We start from the raw sequence: 22,537 nt of genomic DNA, 5'->3' as shown, positions 1-22,537 counted from the left end.
GGATTGATAGCGTGACGAAACCTCGCCTGTACTCCGGAATGCAGCCCTCCGCCGACTCCCTCCAGATCGGCAACTACATCGGGGCGCTCCTGCAGTGGCGGGATCTGCAGACCTCCTACGATGCGTTCTTCTCCGTCGTCGATCTGCACGCGCTCACCCAGCCGAACGACCCGGCGGAGCTGCGCGAGAAGACGCGGCGCACGGCCGCGCAGTACATCGCCGCCGGCATCGAGCCCTCGAAGTCGACCCTCTACGTGCAGTCGCACGTGCGGGCGCATGCGGAGCTTGCCTGGATCCTCTCCACGATCACCGGGTTCGGCGAGGCCGGCCGCATGACGCAGTTCAAGGACAAGTCGGCCCGCTACGGAGCGGAGGCCACCTCCGTCGGCCTGTTCACCTATCCGGTGCTCATGGCCGCCGACATCCTGCTCTACCAGTCCGATGTCGTGCCGGTCGGCGACGATCAGAAGCAGCATGTCGAGCTCACCCGTGACCTCGCTGAGCGCTTCAACTCCCGCTTCGGCGAGACCTTCACCGTGCCGATGCCGGTGATCCAGAAGGACACCGCCCGCATCTACGATCTGCAGAACCCGACGTCGAAGATGTCGAAGTCCGCGGAGAGCGACGCCGGCGTGCTGTGGATGCTGAACGAGCCGTCGGCCTCCGCGAAGAAGATCATGCGGGCCGTCACCGACAACGAGGGCAGCGTCCGCTTCGACCGCGAGAACAAGCCGGGCGTCTCGAACCTGCTCACGATCTACGCGGCCCTCACGGGACGCCAGGTCGCCGCGATCGAGGACGAGTACGCCGGCCGCGGCTACGGCGACTTCAAGAAGGGTCTGGCCGAGGTCGTGGTGAACGAGTTCGAGCCGGTGCGCGCTCGCGCCCTCGAGCTCCTCGACGATCCGGCGGAGCTCGACCGCATCCTGGCCTCGAACGCCGCGAAGGCGGACGCCGTGGCGGACGCCACGCTCGCCGACGTGTACGACAAGGTCGGCCTCCTGCGCCGCGTCTGACCCTGCCCGTGCGGAACTCCTGCACTTTCGATCATCCGCGTGCTGGACGCCGACTCCGTTGTCCCGAAGAGCCGCATCTGCAGGAGTTCCGCACGGCGCACGACCATCAGAATCCCCGATGACGCCCGAGAACGCCGCACATCGCGATGAGCACACGGTCCCGGCGGTACATGATGTCCTCGGCGAGCAGTCGGAGCACCAGGTATCCCCGTGAGGCCAGTGCGAGATCCCGCTCTCGATCCGCCAACTGCGCCTTCGGCGAGGAGTGGAATTCCCGGCTGTCGCACTCGATCACCAGCCATCCATCGACCACGAAGTCGACGCGTCCCACGCCGTCGATCTCGACCTGTACGTCGAAGTCCCGGCCGAGCGCGCGGAGCATCAACCGGACGAGACTCTCCGGGCCCGACTCGCTGCGGCCGTCGATCAGTCGCCGGATGCTGCGGAGCCGGTGCGGGAGCAGCGCGAACACGGCGTTCAGATCCTCCTCGTCCACCAGTCCGAGGTGACATGCGCTGTCGAGCGTCGTGACGGCGTTCCGTGCTCCCTGGCATCGCACCGACTGCGCCAGGGCTTCGACGAGCGGGGCTGTGAGCGCATCCGGATCCGCGGTCGAAGATCGCCAGTGCCGGACCATCTGCTTCGGTGGCCGAGGCGCTCTGCTCGCCGTCCTGTCGATCTGAATGTGCGTCGCCGGACGCTCGAGAACGAAGACGCCGAGCTCGGCGAGCCAGGAGATGCAGTCCAGCCGGCCGCCGTGCTCCGCCGCCCGCAGGACCGTATCGGGGGTGGAGGACGTCGCGTACCCGCCGCGACGAACCCTTCGCAGACGCCCATCGCGCACCGCATCCGCGATCTGTCTGACGGTCCAGCCTCGGGCGCGCAGCTCACGCGTCCGCATCCTGCGGTGACCGGGGATCCACGTCGCTCTGCTCATCCGCACGAGTATGCGGGATCGCCGCCCCTGTGACGGACCTTTCCACAGGCGTCCTCGCTTTCTCCCGCCTGTGCAGGAGCAGTCATCACGTACCGGGCTCCTGCAGAATCGGTATGGATCGCCCCGTCAGAGCGCCGCAACGCAGAAAGCTCCGGCTTGTGCAGGAGTTCGGCACACACGACGCCGCGCCGGAGCCGCCGCCGGTCACGTCCTAGGATGGGGGCGTGACCGATCCGCAGCAGCCGTACGGCTTCCCGCCCGCCCCACCGTCCGCGCCGGCCCTGCACGAGACGGGCGGCTATCCCGGGGATCCGGCAGCCCCGGGGCAGCAGGCGGCAGCACCGTCCGCGCCGCAGCTCCCCACCCCGCCGGAAGCCGCCATCCCGCAGGCACCGGCGTTCACGGCTCCGGCTGCCGCTCCGGCCGCTCCCCCGGCACCGATGTTCCCCGCGCCCGGCGCAGCGCCTCTCGCGCCCGCCTATCAGGCGCCCGGCGGCGCCTACCTGGTCCCGACCGGCGGATATGCCACGCCGATAGGCGACTACACCGTCCCGGCCGCGCCGGAGAAGCGGTCGTCGTTCCTCGGCATCCTCGCGCTGATCTGCGCCGTGGTCGCTGCAGTCGTCATGCCGATCGTCGGTGGCATCTCCGCCTATGCCGTCGGCTACCGGCTCCCCTCCTTCGCCGATGAGATCGACGATCTCGAGCGCCTCACCGACCTCTCGATCCTCTCCCCCGTGCGCGACCAGGTCCTCTGGGGCGAGCTGTCCTTCTGGGGAGGAACGCTGCTCGGCATCGCCGCCATCGTGATCGGCATCATCGCCACCGTCCAGAAGCGCGGGCGCGGCCAGGGGATCGCGGCGACCATCATCGCGGTCCTCGCACCGATCGTCTTCTTCGTCGTCGTCTACTTCGCCGTCGTCGTCGGCGCCGTCGAAGGCGTCGCGACGAGCGTCTCGGGGGCCTGAGAAGAAGGACCGGGTCGCCGGCCGCGCTCAGCGCGGCGCGTGGTGCTTCTGCTGCGCGGCGAGCAGCCCGTCCGCGACCAGCGTCTCCACGGCGTCCGCGGCATCCGAGATCAGGATCGGCAGCGTCTCGCGCTCCTGGGCGCCGAAGGGCGCGAGCACCCAGTCCGCCGCGTCCTGCCGCCCGGGAGGACGGCCGATGCCGACCCGCACACGCGGGAAGTCGGGGGTCGTCAGGGCGCTCGCGACGTCGCGGACGCCGTTGTGCCCGCCGTGCCCTCCCCCGACCTTGAGCTTGATCGTGTCGAAGGGGATGTCCAGCTCGTCGTGCACGACGATCACGCGCTCGGGATCCGTCGAGTAGAAGCGCGCGAGCGCGGCCACCGGAGTTCCGGAGACGTTCATGAACGTGTTCGGCTTCGCGAGGACGAGCTTGTCGGCACCGGGGCGCAGCCAGGTCTCGGCGACGTGCGCCCCCGCCTTGTGCAGGCGGAAGCTCTCGCCGCGCCGCCCGGCCAGCTCGTCGACGACCATCTGGCCGATGTTGTGCCGGGTCGCCTCGTAGCGGGGACCCGGATTCCCGAGGCCCACCACCAGCCACGTCTGCGCCACGCCGATCTCCTCTCGAACGTCGTCAGGATACGGCAGAGGGGACACGATCCCTCGCGTCCCCTCTGCCGTAAAGAGCTCGGAGCCTACTCCGCGGCTGCCTCTTCCGCAGCCCCGGCGGTCTCGCCCTCGGCAGCCTCTGCCTCGCCATCGGCCGAAGCCGCCGACGGGATGTAGACCGCGACGATGAGCAGCTCGGGGTCGGCGAGCAGCGTCGCTCCCTGGGGCAGTGCGACGTCGGCGGCAGTGATGTGCGCGCCGTCCTCGAGTCCTTCGATGGAGAGCTCGATGTGCTCCGGGATGTGGGTCGCCTCGACCTCGACGGCCAGCGTCGTGTTCTCGAGGTTCGCGACGGTGCCGGGTGCGGACTCGCCCGTGACGGTCAGCGGCACGTCGACCTGGATCTTCTCGCCCTTGCGGACGACGAGGAGGTCGATGTGCTCGATGATCTGGTGCACCGGGTCCTTCTGGACGTCCTTGACCAGGGCGAGGTGGCTCTTGCCCTCGATGTCGAGCTCCAGCAGCGCGTTGGCGCGGCGGATGATGAGGCCGACCTGGTGGCCCGGCAGCGCGACGTGCACGGGCTCGGTGCCGTGGCCGTACAGGACTGCGGGGATCTTGCCTGCGGCGCGCAGGCGACGGGCGAAGCCCTTGCCGAAGCTCTCGCGGAGTTCGGCGAGGACCTTGGTGTCGTCAGACATGGTTCTCCTTCGGGGCACGCGGCGAGCCGCCGCGTGGATGGTCTTGAGTTCGGCTTCTCGAACGCAGACGCGAAGAAAAAGCCCACGTGGACTGCTTCGCCGCGTCGATCACGGATGCCGCGCACACGAAGCATCCCTCGCCGAGGAACTCCTCCATCGTACCGGATGCCCGGATAGGATGAGGACACACATCCCCCACGACCCAGGAGTATCGCAATGTTCGACGGCGCCTTCTTCTCCCACGCGATCGCCTGGCTCATCGGCCTGATGTCCCTCGGCGCCGCCGTCGCCGTGTTCGGCGCCCTGTTCTCGCTCGGGCGCTCCGGCTACCGCAAGGACTGATCGCCAGGCAGCGACGCGGGCATCCCGAGCCCCGGCATCCGAGTAATCTGGGAGTGTCCGCCGCCGATCCTCTGAGCGCCGCGGGCATCCGCTCACGGAAGGTGCATCAATGTCCTCTGCCGGCACGGCAAACATCGGAGTCGTCGGACTCGCCGTCATGGGTTCGAATCTCGCCCGCAACCTCGCCAGCCGCGAGGGCAACACGGTCGCGATCTTCAACCGCAGCTACGAGAAGACCCAGACGCTTCTCGACGAGCACCCCGAGGCCGGCTTCATCCCGGCGCACACCTACCAGGAGTTCGCCGACTCGCTGCAGAAGCCGCGCACCGCGATCATCATGGTCAAGGCGGGCGGCCCCACGGATGCCGTGATCGACGCGCTCCTCGAGGTCTTCGAGCCCGGCGACATCATCGTCGACGGCGGCAACGCGTACTTCCCCGACACCATCCGCCGCGAGAAGGCCGTCCGCGAGACCGGCGTGAACTTCGTCGGCGCCGGCATCTCCGGCGGCGAGGAGGGCGCGCTCACCGGCCCGTCGATCATGCCGGGCGGCTCGGACGAGTCCTGGATCACGCTCGGGCCGATCCTGAAGTCGATCGCGGCCATCGCCGAGGGCGAGCCGTGCGTGACGCACGTCGGCCACGACGGAGCCGGCCACTTCGTGAAGATGGTGCACAACGGCATCGAGTACGCCGACATGCAGCTCATCGCCGAGGCCTACGACCTCATCCGTCGCGGCACGGGCAAGTCCCCGTCCGAGATCGCCGACATCTTCGCCGAGTGGAACAAGGGCGAGCTGGAGAGCTACCTCATCGAGATCACCGCCGAGGTGCTCCGTCAGGTCGACGCCTCCACCGGCAAGCCGCTCGTGGATGTCATCCTCGACCAGGCCGGCGCCAAGGGCACCGGCGCCTGGACCGTGCAGACCGCGCTGTCGCTGGGCGTGCCGGTCTCCGGCATCGCCGAGGCCACCTTCGCCCGCTCGCTCTCCAGCCACCCCGAGCAGCGCGCGGTCGCCGCGAATCTGCCTGGCCCTGACGAGGCGTTCACCGTCTCCGACGAGGCCGCCTTCATCGAGGACGTCCGCCTCGCGCTGTACGCGTCGAAGATCGTCGCCTATTCGCAGGGCTTCGACGAGATCCGCGCCGGCGCCGCCGAGTACGGCTGGAACATCGACCTCGGTGCGATCAGCAAGATCTGGCGCGGCGGCTGCATCATCCGCGCCCAGTTCCTGAACCGCATCGCCGATGCCTACGCCGAGACCCCCGACCTGCCTGTGCTGATGACGGCGCCGTACTTCGCCGAGGCGCTCACCCGCGGCCAGGCGTCCTGGCGCCGTGTGGTCGTGACGGCGGCCCAGGCGGGGATCCCCTCGCCCGCGTTCTCCTCCTCGCTGTCGTACTACGACGGCATCCGCGCCGACCGCCTGCCCGCCGCCCTCGTCCAGGGACAGCGAGACTTCTTCGGCGCCCACACCTACAAGCGGATCGACAAGGAGGGCACCTTCCACACGCTGTGGTCGGGTGACCGCACCGAGATCGAGGCCGAGGACACGCACTGACCACGCGTCGACAACGCTCAGCCGAAGGGCCGGGAACCGTGCGTTCCCGGCCCTTCGTGCATCGCGGGCCGGTCCGGTGGTGCATCGCGAGCCGGTGGTGCATCGCGAGCCGGCTGTGCGTCGCAGGCCGGTCATGCGTCGTGACCGTGTCGCGCAGCCGGACGGGACCGGCGCGGCGCCGCATCCGCGGCGGTCCAGCCATCCGGCGTCCCGCCCCGCCCCGCCGATCAGCGCACGGACCCGGCCTCCGCGGCGGCGAGGAAGGATGCCGCTCTGGCCGCCAGAGCGACGAGGTCCCCTCCCGGCGCGGCGGCATCGCCGACGAGCGGTCCTCCGATGCCGAGACCGAAGGCGCCGGCATCCAGATACCCCGCGACGGCGTCGACCGTCACGCCGCCGACCGGGATGATCCTGGCACCGGGGAACGGGTCGCGCACGGCGCGGATGAACCCGGGGCCGAGAGCCGAGGCGGGGAACAGCTTCACCGCGGCGGCGCCCGCATCCATCCCGCGCTGGATCTCCGTCGGGGTGTAGGCGCCCGCGAGCACCCCGATGCCCTGCGCCACGGCGTAGTCGACCGATGCGGTGAGCGTCGGGGTGACGATGAAACGGGCTCCGGCCGCGAGGGCGCGATCGGCGTCCGCCTCGGTCAGCACCGTGCCCGCGCCGACGAGCGCGGACTCCGGAGCGTCCTCGACGACCTGGGCGATCGCCTCCTCGGCCTCGGAGAGGGTCAACGCGATCTCGATCGTCGTGATGCCGGCGCCGAGCAGGGTGCGGGCGGCCGCGACCGTGGCATCCACGTCCGTGCCCCGCACGATCGCGACGAGTCTCGACTCCTCGATCCTCCGCCGCAGGAGGTCGTTGTCCGCCACGCTCACCGCCGCGGAGCCCCTAGGAGGGCATCCGGGTTCGCGATGCGGGCCGGAAGTCGTCCCGGCGCGCATCGGCAGGCCACGAGGCGCTCGCTCGCAGCCGTCATCGTGCGCTCCGATAGGCCTCGAGCACGGTGCCGACGATCTCCTCCGGCGTGTCTGCGACGCTCACGCGTATGCCGTCCTCGTCGGCGCCGAGCGGCTCGAGGGTGTCGAACTGCGACTGCAGGAGGGTCGCCGGCATGTACTGGTGCTCGCGACCGCCCACGCGCTCCCTGATGAGCTCGATGGGCCCCCACGGCTCGACGAAGTACGCGTCGGCCGCGTGCTCGCGGATGAGGTCCCGGTACCGGCGGCGCAGGGCCGAGCAGACGATGACCAGCCCACCGTCGTCGGCATGGTCGGCGAGCGCCTCTCCGACCATGTGCAGCCATGGCTCACGATCCGCATCCGTCAGCGGCGTCCCAGCCGCCATCAGCTCGATGTTGCGCGCGGGATGCAGATCGTCCCCGTCGATGAACGGCACGCCGAGACGATCCCCGAGCATCCGCCCGATCGTCGTCTTCCCCGTGCCCTGCACGCCCATCACGACCATCGACACCGCTCGCCGCGTCATCTCGCCTCCGTCTCCTCGCTTCGAGACTATCGGCCGGAGCACGATGCGATGCTCCGGGACTCACAGCCGACCCATAGCGGTTCCCATAGATATCGCATAGGAGATTGCTCAGAATGAGAGCATGACCAACGACCTGCCGGAACTCCGCCGCCCCGACGGCTCGCCTCTCCGCATCCTCGCGGTCGATGACGAGCAGATGCTCACCGACCTCCTCTCGATGGCCCTGCGCATGGAGGGCTGGGAGGTGCGGACGGCGTCCTCCGGGCTCGAGGCGCTCCAGGTCGCCCGCGAGTTCGAACCCGACGCGCTCGTGCTGGACATCATGATGCCCGACCTCGACGGGATGGCCGTGCTGAGACGGCTGCGCGACGCGGGGAACTACGTCCCCGTGCTCTTCCTGACGGCGAAGGATGCCGTCGGCGACCGGATCGCGGGTCTCACCGCCGGCGGCGACGACTACGTCACCAAGCCCTTCAGCCTCGAGGAGATCATCGCCCGGCTGCGCGCCATCATCCGGCGCACCGGCCATGCGACGAGCGACGACGCGCAGTCGATCCTGCATGTCTCAGACCTCACGCTGAACGAGGACAGCCACGAGGTGACCAGGGGCCGGGACGAGATCGAGCTGACCGCCACCGAGTTCGAGCTGCTGCGCTACCTGATGCGCAACGAGCGGCGCGTCCTCTCCAAGGCGCAGATCCTCGACCGGGTGTGGAGCTACGACTTCGGCGGGAAGTCCTCCGTCGTCGAGCTGTACATCTCCTACCTGCGCAAGAAGATCGACGCGGGCCGGACCCCGCTGCTGCACACCGTGCGGGGCGTGGGCTACATGATCAAGGCGCCGCAGTGAGCAGGACGAACCCGACCCGCAGGCCGTTGAGCCTGCAGACCCGGCTGATGGCGGCCGTCATCGGGTTCGTCTCGCTCATCCTCATCATCGTCGCGCTCATCACCAGCGCGACCCTGGGCCGCACGCTCGAGGAGCAGCTGTCCAACAAGCTGCACAACGCGGCGCTCCAACTGACCTCCTGGGTCGGGCAGCGTTCCCAGACCGCCGCCTTCCTGGGGAACACGATCGACGCCGAGAGCCTGCTCGATGCGTTCCCCCTGCAGAATCCGGGGCTCATCCTCGCCATCGCCCGCAACCCCGATCTGCCGGCCAACGGCGCCATCGTCGCGACGGACGGCGTCGTCGCGCTCACCGACGCGCAGCTGGTCCAGCTCGACGAGGCGCTCACGGCCGGCTCCTCCACGGTGACGCTCACCGAGCTGGGCTCCTACAGCATGGCCACGGCGAAGACCCCGGACGACATCGTCGTCGTGACCGCTCTCCCCCGGGACGAGATCCAGAACAATCTGACCAGTCTGTTCACCGTGCTCGCCATGGCGACCCTCGGCGGGCTCATCCTCCTCGCGCTCACCACCGCGATCACGATCCGCCTCGGGCTGCGTCCTCTGCGCGCGGTCGCCGCCACCGCGAATCGCGTCGCCAACCAGCCGCTGGATCGGGGCGAGGTGTCGATCACGGAGCGCGTGCCCGCAGCGGAAGCCGATCCTCGGACCGAGACGGGTCTCGTGGGATCCGCCCTGAACACCCTGCTCGATCACGTCGACGCCTCGCTGGCCGCGCGGCAGAAGAACGAGGAGCGGATGCGGCGCTTCGTCGCCGACGCCAGCCACGAGCTGCGCACGCCGCTGGCCTCCATCCGCGGCTATTCCGAGCTGTCCCTCAAGTCGCTCGCGAAGGCCCGGGAGCAGGGCGAGGAGCAGGCGCCGGCCGCGATGGAGGGCACGACCTCGGCGATGGAGCGCATCCAGGCGCAGTCCCTGCGCATGACGCGCCTGGTGGAGGATCTGCTTCTGCTGGCGCGCCTCGACGAGGGCCGCGAGCTCGTGTACGGCACGGTCGATCTCACCCAGCTCGCGATCGAGGGCCTCAGCGACGCGCGACCGACGGGGCCGGATCACCGGTGGAGCATCGATGTGCCGGAGGAGCCCGTCGTCATCCTCGGGGATGCCGGACGCCTGCACCAGGTCGTCTCCAACCTGCTCGCGAATGCGCGGACGCACACCCCCGCCGGAACGTCGATCACCCTGTCGGTCAGCGCGGAGGGCGAGGAGGCGCTGCTGCGCGTGCACGACGACGGACCGGGCATCGACCCTGCGGTGCGCGAGGAGCTGTTCGCCCGCTTCGCCAGAGGCGACGGTTCGCGCGCCAGGCAGACCGGCGGGACCGGGCTGGGCCTCGCGATCGCCAAGGCGATCGTCGAGGGGCACCATGGCGAGCTCTCGGTGGAGAGCTCGCCCGGATCGACGACGTTCACGGTGCGCATCCCATTCCGGCCCGAGCTGTCCGAAGAGGGCTGACAGCAGCCGGCCCTCGGAGGCGCGCGTGTCCGCCGTTCTGCGGGTCCCGAGCAGATGCATCCGCAACTTCCCTGACACGCACCCTCTCCGCGTCCGGGAAACCTCGGCTGTCAGCCCGATGAGGCCCCCTCTTCCCTGACACGCGAACAAGACCGGGAAAACGCGGGTACCGGGTCGGTCAAGCCGCAGCTTCCTGGACATGGAACCATACGTGTCCGGGAAAGCACGGGTATCGGGGCGGTGAAGCCGCAGCTTCCCGGACATGCGAGACGCGGGACGCGGGACGCGAGACGCTGAGCGCCGGACGCGCAGGCACGAGGAGGCGACGAGGAAACGCGCGTCGGGCGAAGTCCGCCTCAGTAGCCGGCGAAGGCGTCGGTCGTCAGCGATCGCGCCGTGCGCAGCGCCGGGGCGAGATCGGCGATCAGGCGCGGCGGACCCGAGATGAACGCCTCGCGCGAGGGGAGATCGGGCACCGTGCGCCCGAGTCCTGCGGCATCCAGCCGTGCGCCCCCTGCCCAGCTCCAGTGCGCGGGGAGGTCTGACGGCTCATCGCGCGTGAACACCACCACGGGGACGCCCGTCGCGGCGAGCTCGTCGCGGAAGGCCAGCTCCGCCGCCTCGGACGCCACGTAGACGAGCACCACGTCGCGCCTCTCCCCCGTCGCCTGCAGCTGCCGCAGCTGGGACACGAACGGGGTCACGCCGATGCCCGCCGCGACCATCAGGACCGGAGAAGACCCCTTGGGGAGCAGGAAGTCGCCCCACGTGCCCGTGACCGCCAGCGTGGTCCCCGGCACAGCGTCAGCGAGGGCGCGCTTGTAGCTGGACGGATGCTGCCGATCGCCGTTCTTGTACGCGATCCGCAGCGTCGGCAGATCGGCGGGGGCGGAGACGATGCTGAACTCGCGACGGGTGCCGCGCGCGTCAGGGCGACGGTGCGGGACGTCGAGCTCGAGATACTGCCCCGGCAGGAACCGCATCCTCCCCTTCACCCGGAAGATGAGCTCCTGAGCGGTCGGGGTGATGGACACGCGCTTCTCGAGCGTCAGGCGCACCGCGCTCCGCAGTGCGAAGGCGAAGGCCACCAGGTTCCCGATCAGCAGAGCCCTGTCCTGTCCGAGGGTGAACAGGCCGCCGACCGAGATCGGCCATCCGGCGAGCACGCCGACTACCGCCGCGACGATGAGCTGCTGCCTGCGACGCGGCGGAAGCGTCAGCGGCTCGGAGAGCATGAACGCGCCGAGGAAGAGGAACGGCGTCTGCAGCGCGGCGAACGACAGCGCCGTGACGACATCGGTCTCGAAGCCGGCCTGCTGAGCCTGCACGATCTGGCGGATCACCGCGACGGCGATCGCGATGACGACGAAGACCAGCGCCACCCGCACCTTCTCGGTGCGCCACAGCACCGCCAGCCCGAGCACGATCACAGGGATCGCGAGCGACGGCGCACCGATCCACCAGGACGCCGAGGTGCCGAGCCACTCGAAGGCGCCGAGCGCGCCGACGATCGACACCGCTGCCGCACCGAACGCCGCCGGGTTGAAGATGTGGCGTCCGCGCCAGACGAGCAGATACTTCGATGCGCTCGCCAGCGCCCCCGCCGCCGCGAGTCCGACGACGGCCGAACCGTCGGCGCCGGGCCGGAGCACGAACAGCAGGATGAGCGCGGTCACGAGGGACGACTCGACGCGCCAGGGAAGACGGAGGATGCGCTGCCCTGCCGCGTCGACGGCCGAGATCACCACGGCGAGCACGACGAAGGAGACGAGGATCTCCAACGGCTGCGGCGAGACGATCAGACCGATACTCGACAGTCCCAGCGCGATGACCGCCAACGCGGCCAGGGCGAGCAGCACGAGCCGGTACATCGACAGCCCGCCGAGGACGGCGAGGACGCGCTGCCGGAGCGCGGTGAGAGAGGACATCACGGCAACCACTCTTCCCTATGCAGGCCCATGGGGGCGGGCGGTCTTCAGGCGGGGACGCCCGCGGTGAAAAGCTCGACGGGTGCGCCGCGCGAGCGCTGGGCACGACCGTCCGTGCTCATCCGCACCCATTCCACGCCCCAGCGGGTCGCGAGCTCCGGCCCGCCGTCGAAGAAGAGGGCGGTGGCCACGGCATCCGCCTGCATCGCGTCGTCGGCGATCGCCCAGGTCGCCGCCCAGGTCCGCACCGGGATGCCTGTGCGGGCGTCCAGCACGTGGTGGAGTCCGTCGCCCCAGGCCCTGCGGTTGACGGCCGATGCGCAGAGCGCCCGATCGCGGACGGTTGCGACGCCGATCGCCCGCATGGCGTCGTAGGGATGCTCGAGCGCGACGCGGATCGAGCCGCGCACGGCCATGTCGCCTCCCGCATCCACGACCAGATCGCCCGGCAGCCCCGCGAGCGCATCGGCGACGAGGTCGACCAGCCGCCCCTTGCCGAGCGCGCCGATGTCGATCAGGGCGGGGCGGGACAGCTCGAGGGCGCCTTCCGACCAGGAGAGCAGGTCCAGCCAGTCGTGGGGCGCACCGCGGGGATCGCCCGCCGCGAGCGAGTAGGCCGCGTCGTAGCCCAGCGCCTCGAGGCTGGCGCCGACCAGCGGCTGGACCGCTCCAGCCGTGGCGTCGGAGAGCTCCCGGTATGCGTCGAGCATCGTCCCGGCATCCGCTGCCTGCGCAGCACCGCCCTCACCGCGCGACAGGCGGGAGACCATCGAGTCCGCACGGAACCGCGACCACTCGCGGTCGAAGCGGTCGATGAGGTCCGTGACGACCTCGCGCTCGGCCGCGGTCGGCTCTCGGGCGCTCTCGATCTCCCAGCCGGTGCCGATCGCCTCGAATCGCCAGACGGGCATGATCCGGCCTAGGCCGCGGCCTGGCCCTTGATGTCCGCGACGGCGGCGTTGAAGCCGCTGCTGGTCAGGGAGGAGCCGCCGACGCGGCTGACATCGAGATCGTCGATCGGGACGCCGACGACCTCCTCCTCGATCCCGGCGATGAACTCGCCCTGATACTGCTCGGTCTCGCGGGCCTGCGGGTCGCCGGTCACCTCCACGTCGGTGACGACGCCGTCCTCCAGGGTGAGCGTCACCGAGATCGACTCGATGGTCTCCGGCGTCTGATACTGACCGTCTGCGGTGTAGGTGCCGTCGGTGTACTCACCGGAGGAGCCCGTCGAGTCCGTGCTCGTCGTGGAATCGGTGCCCGCGGCGGAGTCCGAGCCGGTCTCGGCGTCGGCAGGGCCCGAGCATCCCGCGAGGACGAGGAGACCTGCGACCCCGGCGATGGCTGCGCCCGTGCGGACGGGGGCGGGGGCGGTCGTGCGGATCATGGGTGGTCCTTCCGGCTCGTGGTCTGTGTTCCGAGCGTAGGAAGACCCGCTATGCGCGGGCTGTGATCCGCCACGGCATCCGCTGCTAGGCGTCTCCGCCGAACATGCTCGTCACGGAGCCGTCCTCGAACACCTCGCGGATCGCCCTGGCGAGCAGCGGGGCGATCGGGAGGATCGTGAGACGGTCCCACCGGCGGGACTCGGTGAGCGGGATCGTGTCGGTGACGACGACCTCGTCGATCGAGGAGTCCTGCAGCCGCTCGTTCGCCGGATCGCTGAAGATCGCGTGCGTCGCCGCGACGATGACCCGGTGCGCACCGCTGGCCTTGAGCGCCTGGGCGGCCTTCACGATCGTGCCGCCGGTGTCGATCATGTCGTCGACGAGCAGGCAGGTGCGGCCGTCGACGGCGCCGACGATCTCGTGCACTGAGACCTGGTTGGCGACCTTCGGGTCGCGACGCTTGTGGATGATGGCGAGCGGCGCGCCGAGGCTGTCCGACCAGGTGTCCGCGACGCGGACGCGCCCCATGTCCGGCGAGACCACGGTGAGGATCTCGCGATCGGCGGGGCTGAGCGTGCGCTGGAAGTGGTCCAGCAGCACGGGCTTGGCGAACAGATGGTCGACGGGACCGTCGAAGAAGCCCTGGATCTGGGCCGCGTGCAGATCGACGCTCATCACGCGGTCGGCGCCGGCGGTCTTGAGCAGGTCCGACACCAGGCGGGCGCTGATCGGCTCGCGTCCGCGGCCCTTCTTGTCCTGGCGGGAATAGGGATAGTACGGCGCGACGACGGTGATGCGCTTGGCGGAGGCGCGCTTTGCCGCGTCGATCATGATGAGCGTCTCCATGAGCCACTCGTTGACCGGTTCGCCGAAGGTCTGGATGAGGAACAGGTCGCAGCCCCGGATCGACACCTCGAAGCGTGCGTAGATCTCCCCGGAGGCGAACGTGCGGTGCTCGACCGGCGCGATCTCGGTTCCGAGCGCCTCTGCGACGGCCGCCGTCAGCTCCGGGTGCGAGCGACCGCCGGCGACGACGAGGCGCTTCTTCGTCTTGGCGACGAGCCCGGGGGCGATGCCGTTGTCCCGGTCCAGTTCAACGGTCTTCTTCTTGCGCGCCATGGCCTGCCTATTCCGCCGCTCGTTCCCGCGCCGCGGCGTCCGCGGCTCCGGTTCCTGTTCTGTTCTTCTCGACCCAGCCCTCGATGTTCCGCTGGGGTGCGACGGTCATGGCCAGCGCACCGGCCGGGACGTCCTTGCGGACCACCGCACCGGCGCCGGTCTTCGCGCCTGCCCCCAGCCTAACGGGCGCGACGAGGACCGTGTGCGACCCGGTGTGGACCTCGTCCCCGATCTCGGTGCGGTGCTTGTTCACGTCGTCGTAGTTCGCGGTGATCGTGCTCGCGCCGAGGTTGACGCCCCGACCGATCGTCGCGTCGCCGACGTAGGAGAGGTGGGGCACCTTGCTGCCCTCGCCGATCTCGGCGTTCTTCGTCTCCACATAGGCTCCGATCTTCCCGCCGGCGCCGAGCACGGTGCCCGGACGGAGGAAGGAGAACGGACCGACCGTCGCACGGGGTCCGATCACGGCCAGGTTCGCATCGGTGCGCCGGACGACGGCGTCCTCGCCCACCTCGCAGTCCACCAGCGAGGTGTCCGGCCCGATCGTGGCACCGGCGGCGACGGTCGTGGCGCGCAGGATGTGGGTGTTCGGCAGGATCGTGACGTCCGGCGCGAGCGTGGCGTCGTCGTCGATCCAGGTCGAGGCCGGATCGACGACCGTCACGCCTTCCAGCTGCCAGCGGCGCACGATCCTGGCGTTCAGCAACCGTCCGACCTCGGCGAGCTGGGCGCGGTCGTTGACGCCGTAGGTGACGGCGACGTCCTCGACGACGGATGCGGAGACCCGCCCGCCTGCACGCCGGACCAGGCCGGGGACGTCGGTGAGGTACTTCTCCCCCTGGGCGTTGTCCACGCCGATCAGGGGCAGGCACTCGCGCAGCGCATCGGAGCGGAAGACGTACATGCCCGCGTTGATCTCGCGCACCGCGGCCTCCTCGGACGTCGCGTCCTTCTGCTCGACGATCCTGTCGACGCCGCCCTCCGCGTCCCGGATGACGCGGCCGTAGCCCGTCGGGTCGTCGACCACGGCGGTCATCAGCGTCGCTGCGGCGCCTGTGGCACGGTGCTCGGCGATGAAGGCGGTGAGGGTCTCGGCATCCGCCAGCGGGCAGTCTCCGGAGAGCACGAGGACGTCCCCGGCGAAGTCCGGGATCCTCTCGATAGCGACCTCCACCGCGCGCCCGGTGCCTGGCACGTCGTCCTGATCGACGAAGACCGCGTCGGGATAGTCGGCCTGCAGCGCCGCGACGACCTGATCGCGTTCGTGCCGGACGACGACCTCGAGGTGCTCGGCGCCCAGGAGCCCCGCCGTCGTCAGCACGTGACCGACGAGCGGACGGCCTGCGATCGCATGGAGCACCTTGGGCAGACGGGACTTCATCCGAGTGCCCTGGCCCGCGGCCAGGACGATGATGGCGAGCGTGTTCTCGGTCATGCTCCGCCGCCAGGACTCGAACCTGGACCTCACAGCTCCAAAGGCTGTCGTGCTGCCATTACACCACGGCGGACCGCCGCCCCTCCGCTCGGACGGCGACGCTCGCCGCTCCCCGAGCCGGTCGAAGGGACCGCCCGACAAGTCTGCCATGCCGCGCCTCCCGTCATGCTCGGAGGATCGCGGGCGGAACGGGATAATGGTCGGATGAGTCAGGCGGATGAGGTCGATCGGATCGTCGGGGCGTGGAACGCGCAGCGACCCGATCTCGACTTCTCCCCTCTGGAGGTGCTCTCCCGGATGGATCGCCTGTCCAAGCATCTGGACAGAGCGCGCCGCGACGTCTTCCGCCGCAGCGATCTGGAGCCCTGGGAGTGGGATGTGCTCTCCGCTCTGCGCAGGGCGGGATCTCCGTTCCAGCTGAGCCCGAAGCAGCTCCTGCAGCAGACGCTCGTCTCCAGCGGCACCATGACGAACCGGATCGACCGGCTCGTCGCCCGTCGCCTGGTGCGCCGCGAGGCCGATCCCGGCGACGGCAGGAGCGTCCTCGTCACCCTCTCCGACGACGGCCGCATGCGCGTGGACGCCGCGATCACGCGCCTGGTGGACGTCGAAGCGGAACTGCTGCGAGGCCTGTCCCGCGCGGACCGCGACCGCCTCGCCGGGCTCCTGCGCAAGCTGAGTCTCAGCTTCGACGCCTGATGGGCATGCCCTCCCCGCTCCCCGTCCGCGACGGCGTCGGCGCGACCAGACTCCATCTTCCGTTGGAAGGCTCCTGGCCGACGATCTCCGCCTATATGGTCGAGCGCTTCTTCCATCTCGACCCCGAGCGTCTGCTCGTCCGCTTCGACCGCGGCGAGATCGTCGCCCGCGACGGTCGCTCGGTCGGCAGGGACGCCCTGCTGGGATCCGAGGAGTTCGTCTGGTACTACCGCGAGCCTCCGGTCGAGCGTGAGATCCCCTTCGACGTGGACCTCCTGCATCAGGACGACGATCTCGTCGTGGTCGACAAGCCCCATTTCCTGCCGACGACGCCCGGCGGCAAGTACCTCCAGAACTCCGCCCTGGTGCGGCTGCGCAATCTTCTCGGCATCCCGGAGCTCACCCCCATCCACCGCCTGGACCGCGCCACGGCCGGGCTGCTCATGCTCTCGGTCCGGCCCGAGACCCGTGGCGCGTATCAGCTGCTGTTCGAGAACCGGAAGGTGCAGAAGGTCTACGAAGCGATCTCCCGGCGGCCGGCGGACTGGGATGCCTCGCGCTTCCCCCTCGTGTACCGCAACCACATCGTGAAGCTCCGCGGGCATGTCTGCGTGCAGGTCGACGACGGCAGGGAGCCGAACTCCGAGACCCTGATCGAGATCATCGACGCGGACGACGACGTCGTGCACACGCTGCTGCGGCCGCGCAGCGGCAAGATGCACCAGCTGCGGGTGCATCTCGCCGCGATCGGCCTCGGCATCCTGGGCGACGGGTTCTACCCGACGCTGCAGCCCGAGAAGCCCGATGACTTCGACAGACCGCTGCAGCTGCTGGCGCGCGAGCTGCACTTCACCGATCCGCTCTCCGGGGACGAGCGAGTCTTCCTCACGAGGCGAACGCTGCAGGAGACGCCGGCGGGCTGAACCGGCCCGACGGTCAGCTCCACGCCGCGAAGTCGGCCTTGCGGATCAGGCAGTGCACCCCCTTGACGGCGTCCACCACCTGGCTGATCTCGAAGTCCCCAGCCGCCGAGAGGTAGGCGAGTGCGGCTGGGCGCGGCACCTGATGACGCGTGTGCAGGAACTCGATCGCCGCGCGCACGGCCTTGCGCATGGCCTCGTCGAGGTCCTCGTCCATTCCGGTCGCGATCCAGTGGGCGCTCGTCTCGCCGAACACGGAGCGCAGCGCGCCGCTCGCCGCGTCCGCCGAAGAGCCGCTCAGCACGGTCAGCCGCAGGTGCGCGCGCAACGATGCCTCCAGCGCGGTCAGCGCGACCTCGCCGTTGCCCTGCGCGAAATGCGGATCGCCCGTGTAGAACAGCGCGCCGGCCACCTGGACGGGGAGGTAGAGCGTCGTCCCCGCGGTCAGGTGCTTGATGTCGATGTTCCCGCCGTGGAGGCCCGGCGGCACGCTCGGGACGGGCGCGTCCGTCGCGGGCGCGACGCCCATCAGCCCGAGGAAAGGCGCGAGGGCGAATCCGAGACGGCGGCCGGCGCCGGTGTCGAAGCTCGCGGATGATCCCGTGGGATCCACGGAGCAGAAATAGCTGACGGTGCCCATCGAGACGAGGCGGTCCTGAGCCCTCGTCGCGGCGGAGTCGCGATCCTCCGGATACTCCCCCGGCAGCGCCCCGAAGCCGTGCCGTGAACTGATGAACCCGTAGGGGACGCGCCGCTCGAGGCCGAGGATCTCCACCTTCAGCAGGTCGCCGGGGGCGGCGCCCGAGACCGCCACGGGGCCCGTGACGATGTGCGGCCCGTCCTCGACGGCATGCGGCACGTGCGCCGCCACCTCCACGGCGTCGCGGAGCACGCCCTCGGCGGGGACATCGAACTGCGCCAGATACTCGATCGGGTTGCGCCCCTGGTCCTCGAGCAGTCCTTCGTGACTGAGCGTGTCGATCGTCACGGTCTCGCCGGAGCGGACCTCGAGCACCGGTGCGCTCGTCGCGTTGGGCAGCCATCCCCAGCGCACCTCATCGGCCCGGGACGGGAGGTAGTGATCGGCACGAGCGCTCTGCGCGTCGGCCTGCAGCGTGGTCTGGGTCATGACTCCTCCTCGACGGAGCTCTGGGCGGGTTTCACGGAGTGGTCGTCGGGCAGTCCGACGACCAGATCGATCTCGACGAGGGCGTCGACGGCGAGTCCCGTGACGCCGACGCAGGTGCGGCTGGGCAGAGGTTCAGCGAACCAGGTTCGGTATTCGGCGTTCATCGCCTCGAAGTCGCCGAAGTCCCTCAGATAGACCCGCACCATGAGCGCGTCGTCCAGTCCGGCGCCGTACGACGCGAGCACCGCGGAGAGATTGCGCAGCACCTGCGCCGTCTGCTCGGCGATGCCGCCGGTCACGAGCGCTCCGCTCAGATCGGTGGGCATCTGCCCTGTGACGAAGAGCAGATCGCGCCAGCGAGTCGCATGCGAGAACGGGGCGACCGAGGGAGGCACCCCCTCCTCCCTTCCGAAGGAGCGTGATTCACGACCGCCGGGGATCACAGCTCACCCGCTCCCATGGCCGCGACGAAACGCTGCGTGAGCGGCTCTCTCGGACTTCCGATCACCTCTCGTGCCGGTCCTTCCTCGACGATGCGCCCGCCGGCCATGACCACCACGCGGTCGGCCACCTCGCTGGCGAAGCGGAGCTGATGCGTGGCGATGATCATGGTCAGTCCCTGGGAATGGGCCAGCGAGCGGATCACCTGCAGGACCTCCGCGACGAGCTCGGGGTCCAGCGCGCTGGTCGGCTCGTCGAGCAGGAGGATGCGCGGTCTGCCGGCCAGTGCACGAGCGATGCCGACGCGCTGCTGCTGTCCTCCGCTGAGCCGCGCCGGCAGCGCGTCGGCGCGGGCGCTCAGACCGACCTGGGCGAGCAGCGCGGCCGCCCGCGCGGCCGCGCTCTCCCTGTCGTCCGTCCCCGCCCATCGCAGCGGGCCGGCCACGTTCTCGACCGCGGAGAGATGGGCGAACAGGTTGAAGTGCTGGAAGACCATGCCCACGCCGCGCTCGCGCCGCTGCACGGCGATCTCGCGCTCGGGCATCCGCGTTCCGTTCTCGCGGTATCCCATCCGCGTCCCCTCCAGGCGTACGGCGCCGCCGTCGATCTCCTCGAGAGCGTTGATCGTGCGCAGCAGAGTCGACTTGCCCGAGCCGCTCGGGCCGAGAAGGGCCACGACCTCGCCGCTGCGAACGGTGAGGGAGACGCCGGAGAGGACCTCGTTGTCGCCGTAGGACTTGCGCACGGCATCCAGCTCGATCACGGGCTCGCCGATCAGGCGCTCGTTCACGACGCCGTCCGCTGCAGCGCCATCGAGAGGCGGTTCGGCGGGCGACGCCCCCTCCACGGTGCGGGCCGTCGGCGGGCGACGCCCCGCGCGACGCGGGAGCGCCTTCGCCAGCAGGGAGCGCCGGTGCACGCGATCGAGGTTCAGCGCGTCCTCCAGCAGAAGCTGCAGAACGCTGAGGACGCCGGTCAGCGCGAGATACATCACCGCCGTCGCGAAGTAGATCTCGAAGTAGTCGAAGGTCGCACTGGCCATCTGCTGGGTCCGCAGGGTCAGTTCAGGAACGGCGATGATCGACGCGAGGGCGGAGTTCTTCATCGTGGCGATCACCTCGCTGCCCAGCGCCGGAACGCTGGTGCGCAGCGCCTGCGGCGAGATGACGTGCAGCATGATCCTGGCCGGCGTCAGGCCGAGCGCCCGTCCCGCGAAGACCTGTCCGTGATCCACCCCGCGGACGCCGGAGCGGATGATCTCGGCGATGAACGTCGCCTCGTTCATCGCCAGCGCGACGCTTCCGGCCACGAGCGGCGGAAGCGAGATGCCGATGTGGGGCAGGGCGCTGAACACGAACACCAGCTGGAGGATGAGCGGAGTCCCCCGGTAGATCACGACATACGTGCGGGCGAGGATCGTCAGCGGGGCGAATCTCGTCAGCTGCATCGCGGCGAGGAGGAGGCCGAGGACGAGGCCTCCCCCGAATCCGTAGAGCGTCAGCTGAAGGGTGAACAGCAGCCCTTCCAGCATCCAGGGCAGGGTGAGGTAGTGCAGGAATCCGTCCATGTGAGCTCCACGGTCGCCGCGATCAAAGGGGAAGAGGACTGTCTCGACGTCAGCCGACGCTCAGCACGGTGGGCTCGGCGACGGTGTTCTCGTCGAGCTCCCAGGTCTTGCTGAGCTCGGTCTGCAGCCCGCTGTCCTGGATCTCGGTGAGCGCGCCGACGATCGCATCCCGCAGATCGTGCTCGCCCTGGGGGATGCCGATGCCGATCGTGTAGTCGAGCATCACCGTCTCCGCGGAGTCGAGATCGTCCGGATGCTCGGCGATGAAGCGGTTCACGGTGTTGATGTCGTTCATGTAGGCGTCGGCGCGACCGGCGAGGATCGCCTGGACGCAGTCGGCGCTGCTGTCGAACAGGCTCACGACGGGCGCGTCGAGGCCTTCGGCCTCGCAGTCCGGAGCGACGTCCTCGACGAGCGGGACCTCCACATACCCCTTGTTCAGCGCGACGGTGAGACCGCAGAGCGAGGTGTCGATGCCCGTGATCTGCTCCGGATTCCCCGTCTCCACGAGGATGCCGTCGAACACCTTGGAGTAGCTGACGAAGTCGACGCCGCCCTGGGCGCGCTCCTCGGTGGCATAGAGGTTGGAGACGATCCAGTCGGCCTGACCGCTGGCGACGGTCGGGATCAGCTCGGCGAAGCCCACCGGGACGTAGTCGACGTCGAATCCGAGACAGGCGCCGACGGCGTCGCCGAGGTCGATGTCGAAGCCGATGTACTCGTCGGGGTTCTCCGGGTCGATCGTCTCGTAGCCGGGCGTGTAGGGGTTCAGCGCGTTGGTCATCGTCGTGCCGACGATGTCGGGGTGCTCCTCACGGAGCTGCACGCACGCGGCGGAGTCCGCGAGCTCGGCGTAGGCGCCGGTGTCCTGGGTCTGAGCCTGGTCATCGGCGGAGCAGCCGGCGAGCAGCGCGAGGAGGGCGGCCGCGGCGGCCACGGACGTCACGGGGGCGAGCCTGGAGTTCACGGTGTTCCTTTCGTCGTGATTCGGGAGGGAGAAGCGGGGCAACTTGGCCAGATGGTCGGACCAGATGCTCTCGGTAGGCTAAGCGGCCGACGCGCCGCTCCCCTGCGGTTTGCCCGCTTCGTAACAGACGTTTTACGCCCCGGAAACACCGATGGCCGGATGCCGCGGAATCACCGACCTGGTCCGTCCATCCGGCCTATGCTGAGTCGACATCGATGTTCGACAGGAGGCCGCGACGTGACGTCGAGTGCTGTACCGATCCCGCCCAGGCGGACGCAGAGCGTGGCCGTCGTGCTCGCCGCCCACTTCGAGAAGCTCATCGCGACAGGCGAGCTCGCCCCCGGATCCCGCCTTCCTCCCGAACGGGAGCTGGCCGCCTCCTTCCGCGTCAGCCGTTCCTCGCTGCGCGAGGCGATGCACGAGCTGGAGAGCAAGCATCTGATAGAGCGCGCGCCGGGTCGGGGCACGCGCGTCCTGCACGCCGCGGAGAGACCGGAGCAGTTCGCGGCGCTGTCGGCGGAACAGGCGGAGCAGTCCCACGCGGCAGAGCTGCGCGGGATCATCGAGCCCTCGATCGCCTCCCTCGCCGCCGTCCGCGCGACGCCTGCGAACATCCTCCAGCTTCACGACGTGCTCGATCGATCCCACGAGAGCCTCCTCCAGGCGGAGTCGCTGCGCCTGGACCTCGAGTTCCATCTCCTGCTCGCTCAGGCCGCCCAGAATCCGCTGCTGAGCGCGCTGCAGTCCATGACGAGCGAGTGGACCAGCGATGTCCGCCAGCACTCCCACAGCACCCGCCACGGTCGCCGCGTCTCCGTCGAGGGGCACAGGGCGATCTTCGAGGCGGTCCAGGCGCACGACGCGGACGCGGCTTCGACCGCGATGGCCGCCCACCTCGCGGATGTCAGGGCGCTGATCCGCAAGGCCGCCGCGGACTGATCCGCAGCCTGTGGGC

General features: G+C 69.8%; 23 protein-coding genes and 1 tRNA gene. 9 read left to right on the top strand and 15 right to left on the bottom strand.

Annotated elements, in window-relative coordinates; translation table 11 throughout:
* Positions 1-11 precede the first annotated feature (11 nt).
* Positions 12-1,016, top strand: a complete 1,005-nt coding sequence (gene trpS, locus ACYVGQ_RS14375; RefSeq protein ID WP_460785334.1) for a tryptophan--tRNA ligase — start codon at positions 12-14, stop codon at positions 1,014-1,016.
* A gap of 106 nt (positions 1,017-1,122) precedes the next feature.
* Here trpS and ACYVGQ_RS14370 read toward each other — a convergent pair whose 3' ends face one another.
* Positions 1,123-1,953, bottom strand: coding sequence for an endonuclease domain-containing protein (locus tag ACYVGQ_RS14370; protein WP_460785333.1), 831 nt, complete (start codon positions 1,951-1,953; stop codon positions 1,123-1,125).
* Between the two features lie 224 nt (positions 1,954-2,177).
* Here ACYVGQ_RS14370 and ACYVGQ_RS14365 point away from each other — a divergent pair, with 224 nt between their 5' ends.
* Positions 2,178-2,921: a hypothetical protein gene (locus tag ACYVGQ_RS14365; protein ID WP_460785332.1), complete on the top strand. Its 744-nt coding sequence runs from the start codon at positions 2,178-2,180 to the stop codon at positions 2,919-2,921.
* A gap of 27 nt (positions 2,922-2,948) precedes the next feature.
* Here ACYVGQ_RS14365 and pth read toward each other — a convergent pair whose 3' ends face one another.
* Together pth and ACYVGQ_RS14355 are read right to left on the bottom strand one after the other, a co-directional pair.
* Positions 2,949-3,530 carry an aminoacyl-tRNA hydrolase gene (pth, locus tag ACYVGQ_RS14360; protein WP_460785331.1) on the bottom strand — a complete coding sequence of 194 codons (582 nt, stop codon included), beginning with the start codon at positions 3,528-3,530 and terminating at the stop codon, positions 2,949-2,951.
* A gap of 83 nt (positions 3,531-3,613) precedes the next feature.
* Positions 3,614-4,228 (bottom strand): 50S ribosomal protein L25/general stress protein Ctc, encoded by a 615-nt coding sequence (locus ACYVGQ_RS14355; RefSeq protein WP_460785330.1) that lies wholly within the window; start codon positions 4,226-4,228, stop codon positions 3,614-3,616.
* A gap of 216 nt (positions 4,229-4,444) precedes the next feature.
* On the opposite strand from ACYVGQ_RS14355, the gene ACYVGQ_RS14350 reads away from it, so the two are divergent.
* Together ACYVGQ_RS14350 and gndA are read left to right on the top strand one after the other, a co-directional pair.
* On the top strand, positions 4,445-4,570 hold the full coding sequence (locus ACYVGQ_RS14350; RefSeq protein WP_460785329.1) for a hypothetical protein: 126 nt from the start codon (positions 4,445-4,447) through the stop codon (positions 4,568-4,570).
* Between the two features lie 109 nt (positions 4,571-4,679).
* Complete coding sequence (gene gndA / locus ACYVGQ_RS14345) at positions 4,680-6,131, top strand: NADP-dependent phosphogluconate dehydrogenase (RefSeq protein WP_460785328.1); 1,452 nt, start codon at positions 4,680-4,682, stop codon at positions 6,129-6,131.
* Positions 6,132-6,358: 227 nt separating this feature from the next.
* Here gndA and ACYVGQ_RS14340 read toward each other — a convergent pair whose 3' ends face one another.
* Both ACYVGQ_RS14340 and ACYVGQ_RS14335 read right to left on the bottom strand, forming a co-directional pair.
* Positions 6,359-7,006 carry a bifunctional 4-hydroxy-2-oxoglutarate aldolase/2-dehydro-3-deoxy-phosphogluconate aldolase gene (locus tag ACYVGQ_RS14340; RefSeq protein ID WP_460785327.1) on the bottom strand — a complete coding sequence of 216 codons (648 nt, stop codon included), beginning with the start codon at positions 7,004-7,006 and terminating at the stop codon, positions 6,359-6,361.
* A 103-nt stretch (positions 7,007-7,109) separates the two neighbouring features.
* Positions 7,110-7,622 (bottom strand): gluconokinase, encoded by a 513-nt coding sequence (locus ACYVGQ_RS14335; protein ID WP_460785326.1) that lies wholly within the window; start codon positions 7,620-7,622, stop codon positions 7,110-7,112.
* Between the two features lie 121 nt (positions 7,623-7,743).
* Between ACYVGQ_RS14335 and ACYVGQ_RS14330 the strand changes: the two genes are divergently transcribed.
* Positions 7,744-8,472, top strand: a complete 729-nt coding sequence (locus tag ACYVGQ_RS14330; RefSeq protein ID WP_460785325.1) for a response regulator transcription factor — start codon at positions 7,744-7,746, stop codon at positions 8,470-8,472.
* Positions 8,473-8,498: 26 nt separating this feature from the next.
* On the top strand, positions 8,499-9,989 hold the full coding sequence (locus tag ACYVGQ_RS14325; RefSeq protein WP_460785468.1) for a sensor histidine kinase: 1,491 nt from the start codon (positions 8,499-8,501) through the stop codon (positions 9,987-9,989).
* Between the two features lie 356 nt (positions 9,990-10,345).
* Here the strand turns inward: ACYVGQ_RS14325 and ACYVGQ_RS14320 are convergent, their stop codons facing one another.
* From ACYVGQ_RS14320 to ACYVGQ_RS14295, 6 genes are all read right to left on the bottom strand, one after another.
* Positions 10,346-11,917 carry an FAD-dependent oxidoreductase gene (locus ACYVGQ_RS14320; protein ID WP_460785467.1) on the bottom strand — a complete coding sequence of 524 codons (1,572 nt, stop codon included), beginning with the start codon at positions 11,915-11,917 and terminating at the stop codon, positions 10,346-10,348.
* A 47-nt stretch (positions 11,918-11,964) separates the two neighbouring features.
* Positions 11,965-12,828 carry an FAD:protein FMN transferase gene (locus ACYVGQ_RS14315; RefSeq protein WP_460785324.1) on the bottom strand — a complete coding sequence of 288 codons (864 nt, stop codon included), beginning with the start codon at positions 12,826-12,828 and terminating at the stop codon, positions 11,965-11,967.
* An 8-nt stretch (positions 12,829-12,836) separates the two neighbouring features.
* The gene (locus ACYVGQ_RS14310; RefSeq protein WP_460785323.1) at positions 12,837-13,304 is read right to left on the bottom strand and encodes an FMN-binding protein; all 468 of its coding nucleotides are present in this window, start codon (positions 13,302-13,304) and stop codon (positions 12,837-12,839) included.
* Positions 13,305-13,389: 85 nt separating this feature from the next.
* Entirely contained in the window at positions 13,390-14,424 is a 1,035-nt protein-coding gene (locus ACYVGQ_RS14305; RefSeq protein ID WP_460785322.1) for a ribose-phosphate diphosphokinase, read from the bottom strand.
* A gap of 7 nt (positions 14,425-14,431) precedes the next feature.
* Positions 14,432-15,859: a bifunctional UDP-N-acetylglucosamine diphosphorylase/glucosamine-1-phosphate N-acetyltransferase GlmU gene (glmU, locus tag ACYVGQ_RS14300; RefSeq protein WP_460785321.1), complete on the bottom strand. Its 1,428-nt coding sequence runs from the start codon at positions 15,857-15,859 to the stop codon at positions 14,432-14,434.
* Between the two features lies 1 nt (position 15,860).
* Positions 15,861-15,932, bottom strand: a tRNA-Gln gene (locus ACYVGQ_RS14295).
* Between the two features lie 131 nt (positions 15,933-16,063).
* Between ACYVGQ_RS14295 and ACYVGQ_RS14290 the strand changes: the two genes are divergently transcribed.
* Positions 16,064-16,558 (top strand): MarR family winged helix-turn-helix transcriptional regulator, encoded by a 495-nt coding sequence (locus ACYVGQ_RS14290; protein WP_460785320.1) that lies wholly within the window; start codon positions 16,064-16,066, stop codon positions 16,556-16,558.
* A 5-nt stretch (positions 16,559-16,563) separates the two neighbouring features.
* Complete coding sequence (locus ACYVGQ_RS14285) at positions 16,564-17,481, top strand: pseudouridine synthase (RefSeq protein ID WP_460785319.1); 918 nt, start codon at positions 16,564-16,566, stop codon at positions 17,479-17,481.
* Between the two features lie 13 nt (positions 17,482-17,494).
* Here ACYVGQ_RS14285 and ACYVGQ_RS14280 read toward each other — a convergent pair whose 3' ends face one another.
* From ACYVGQ_RS14280 to ACYVGQ_RS14265, 4 genes are read right to left on the bottom strand one after another with little or no spacing between them, the layout of a single operon-like run.
* Positions 17,495-18,607 carry an acetamidase/formamidase family protein gene (locus ACYVGQ_RS14280; protein WP_460785317.1) on the bottom strand — a complete coding sequence of 371 codons (1,113 nt, stop codon included), beginning with the start codon at positions 18,605-18,607 and terminating at the stop codon, positions 17,495-17,497.
* Positions 18,604-19,002: a RidA family protein gene (locus ACYVGQ_RS14275; RefSeq protein ID WP_460785316.1), complete on the bottom strand. Its 399-nt coding sequence runs from the start codon at positions 19,000-19,002 to the stop codon at positions 18,604-18,606. Before ACYVGQ_RS14275 ends, ACYVGQ_RS14280 begins: the two co-directional genes overlap by 4 nt.
* Before the next feature lie 44 nt (positions 19,003-19,046).
* The gene (locus ACYVGQ_RS14270; RefSeq protein ID WP_460785315.1) at positions 19,047-20,615 is read right to left on the bottom strand and encodes an amino acid ABC transporter permease/ATP-binding protein; all 1,569 of its coding nucleotides are present in this window, start codon (positions 20,613-20,615) and stop codon (positions 19,047-19,049) included.
* A gap of 49 nt (positions 20,616-20,664) precedes the next feature.
* The gene (locus tag ACYVGQ_RS14265; RefSeq protein WP_460785313.1) at positions 20,665-21,582 is read right to left on the bottom strand and encodes an ABC transporter substrate-binding protein; all 918 of its coding nucleotides are present in this window, start codon (positions 21,580-21,582) and stop codon (positions 20,665-20,667) included.
* Positions 21,583-21,819: 237 nt separating this feature from the next.
* Here ACYVGQ_RS14265 and ACYVGQ_RS14260 point away from each other — a divergent pair, with 237 nt between their 5' ends.
* The gene (locus ACYVGQ_RS14260; protein WP_460785312.1) at positions 21,820-22,521 is read left to right on the top strand and encodes a FadR/GntR family transcriptional regulator; all 702 of its coding nucleotides are present in this window, start codon (positions 21,820-21,822) and stop codon (positions 22,519-22,521) included.
* Positions 22,522-22,537: the final 16 nt, after the last annotated feature.

Source organism: Microbacterium tumbae, from assembly GCF_054780175.1.
Note: the sequence above shows the minus strand (reverse complement) of the source record. Positions and strands in the feature narration are given on the sequence as shown.